The sequence below is a fragment of the Stenotrophomonas sp. GD03777 genome, assembly GCF_029842485.1.
GTDB classification, from domain to species: domain Bacteria; phylum Pseudomonadota; class Gammaproteobacteria; order Xanthomonadales; family Xanthomonadaceae; genus Stenotrophomonas; species Stenotrophomonas sepilia.
Window position 1 is genome coordinate 1 of sequence record NZ_JAOCGL010000208.1, and the last position, 2,537, is coordinate 2,537.

Genomic DNA, 2,537 nt, shown 5'->3' on the forward strand with positions numbered 1-2,537 from the left:
CCCCAGCCAGCCGCCGATCACGGCGCGGGCTTCGTCCACGCCGGTACGGTCTTCGCCCGAGAACACCTGCACGCTGACGCTGTCACCGTAGGCCGATTGCAGCTCCTTGCGCACCTTCTGCAAGGACTGCATCTGCTGGCTGCGGCTGAGCTTGTCGGCCTTGGTCAGCAGGGCATGCGCCGGCAGGCCACGCTGCACTGCATAGGACAGCATCTGCCGGTCGTAGTCCTTCAGCGGATGACGGATGTCCATCACCACCACCAGCCCCTTCAGGGCCTCGCGGGTGCGGAAGTACTTGTCGATGAAGGCCTGCCAGTGCGCCTGCAGGTCCAGCGGCACCTTGGCGTAGCCGTAACCGGGCAGGTCGACCAGATGCGCCTCCGGGGTGACCTGGAAGAACACCAGCTGCTGGGTACGGCCGGGGGTCTTGGAGACACGCGCCAGGGCGTTCTGGCGGGTCAGCGCGTTGAGCGCACTGGACTTGCCGGCGTTGGAGCGGCCGGCGAAGGCCACTTCGGCCCCTTCGTCGGGCGGCAGCTGCCGCACGTTATGGGCCGAAAGGTGGTAACGGGCGCGTTCGATGAGCAATGACATGTGCCTAGGATCGCATGTTGCGGCGCCGCGCGCCCGTGCCGGCGGCCTTTGCGGGCATTTTGCTGCACTGCTGCGTTGACCGTGCGCGGAAACGGCGTTGATAATCCGGACGATGCCGGCCGCCACCGCCCGGCCCGGTCCATACGGAGCTTCAGCATGCGCCACGCTCGCGTTCTTGCCGTATCCGCCCTTGCCACTGCTGTAGTCGTTGCCGCTGCTGCGTTCGCGCAGACCACGTTGACCCCGCTGCCCGACAATGGGCCGATCAATACCGCCTCGCTGGAGGTGGATTTCAGCAAGACCCACTGGGGCGATGCGAAGGCCGGGCAGACCAAGGCGACGGCCTGCGCGGCCTGCCACGGTGCCGACGGCAATTCCACGGTGGAGATGTACCCGTCCATTGCCGGCCAGAGCGAACGCTACGTGGCCCAGCAGATGGCCCTGATCGCCAACGGCCAGCGCAGTTCCGGCGCGGCGGTGGCGATGGTGCCGTTCGTGCAGAACCTCACCCCGCAGGACATGCGTGATATCGGCGCCTACTTCGCCACGCAGAAGGCCAACGCCGGCATCGCCGATGACACGGCGGTCGCCGACGGCCCCTACAAGGGCATGAAGTTCTACGAGATCGGCCAGCAGCTGTACCGCGGCGGCGATGCCAAGCGTGGCCTGCCGGCCTGCATGGCCTGCCATGGCCCCAGCGGTGCCGGCAATCCCGGCCCGGCCTATCCGCATCTCGGTGGCCAGCACGCCAGCTATGTCGCGCGCCGCCTGCAGGAGTACCAGGCCGGCCAGACCAACGAGACCGACAAGGCGCACTTCCAGATCATGGCCACGGTCGCGCAGAAGCTCAGCGAGCAGGAGGTGCAGGCGCTGTCGAGCTACCTGCAGGGCCTGCACAACAAGGCCGACGATGTGGCCACCACGGCCACGCCAACACAACCGGCTGCCGCCCCCTGACCACCACTGGTCGGCCCGGGCCGCGACGCCGGCCTACGGCTGCGGTATGTTTCCTTCACGCCGGCGGCTGCGCCGGCGTTGCTTTTTTCAACGGAGATGCGTGTCGATGAGGTTGATTTCCCGCCTGCTGTTGTCCGTGCTGGTGCTGCTGCCGCTGGCAGCCTGCGCCGCCACCCCCGCCAATGCCCCGCTGGTCGAGGGCAAAGACTACGAGCGCATCGCCCAGCCGGGCCCGTTCCAGCCGCTGGCCGGCAAGATCGAGGTGGTCGAAGTCTTCGGCTACACCTGCCCGCACTGCGCCCATTTCGAACCGCAGCTGGAAGCCTGGGCGGCCAAGCTGCCGGCCGACGTGCGCTTCACCCCGGTCCCGGCGGCCTTCGGCGGTGCCTGGGATGCCTGGGCACTGGCCTACTACGCCGCCGACGAAGTCGGCGTGGCCAAGCGCAGCCATGCCGCCGTGTTCAAGGCCCTGCACGAGCAGGGTTCGCTGCCGATGCAGAACGTCTCCGCCGATGAGCTCGCCACCTTCTACAAGGCCTACGGCGTGACCCCGGACCGCTACATCCAGGCCCTGCGCGGCGATGCCGTGCAGAAGAAGGTCGAGGCCGCGCGCGCGTTCGCCCAGCGCACCAAGATTCCGGGCACCCCGGCCATCATCATCAATGGCCAGTACCTGGTGCGCGGCAACAGCTTCGACGACCAGCTGCGCATTGCCTCGGCGCTGATCGCGCAGGCGCGCGCCGCCCGCGGCCGCTGAACCAACACCCACCACCGACACGGCGTTGTCGCCGCCGCGTGTCATCATTTCCCCTTGGCCGGCGCCTGCCGCCGGCCCCACCTTTCCAGATGCTGGAGACGTTTCCATGAAGATCCGTTACGCCCTCGCCCTCGCAGCGCTGCTGCCGATCCTGGCCGCCTGCAAGGCCGACGACGGCAGCACCAACACCACCGCGGCCCCCGCCGAACCGGCAGCAACCCCGGCCACG

General features: G+C 68.3%; 3 protein-coding genes and 1 pseudogene. 3 read left to right on the forward strand and 1 reads right to left on the reverse strand.

All coding sequences use genetic code 11. The features are described from left to right. The coding region (gene yihA, locus N5E02_RS20770; protein WP_279946720.1) for a ribosome biogenesis GTP-binding protein YihA/YsxC at positions 1-594 on the reverse strand (594 nt) is incomplete at its 3' end. 156 nt (positions 595-750) lie between these two features. Between yihA and N5E02_RS20775 the strand changes: the two genes are divergently transcribed. The 3 genes and pseudogenes from N5E02_RS20775 to N5E02_RS20785 all read left to right on the forward strand — a co-directional run. Continuing rightward, the gene (locus N5E02_RS20775; RefSeq protein ID WP_065185386.1) at positions 751-1,551 is read left to right on the forward strand and encodes a c-type cytochrome; all 801 of its coding nucleotides are present in this window, start codon (positions 751-753) and stop codon (positions 1,549-1,551) included. 106 nt (positions 1,552-1,657) lie between these two features. Beyond that, the gene (locus tag N5E02_RS20780; RefSeq protein ID WP_005419285.1) at positions 1,658-2,308 is read left to right on the forward strand and encodes a thiol:disulfide interchange protein DsbA/DsbL; all 651 of its coding nucleotides are present in this window, start codon (positions 1,658-1,660) and stop codon (positions 2,306-2,308) included. Between the two features lie 106 nt (positions 2,309-2,414). Continuing rightward, a pseudogene (locus N5E02_RS20785) lies at positions 2,415-2,537 on the forward strand (thiol:disulfide interchange protein DsbA/DsbL); the annotation flags it as partial.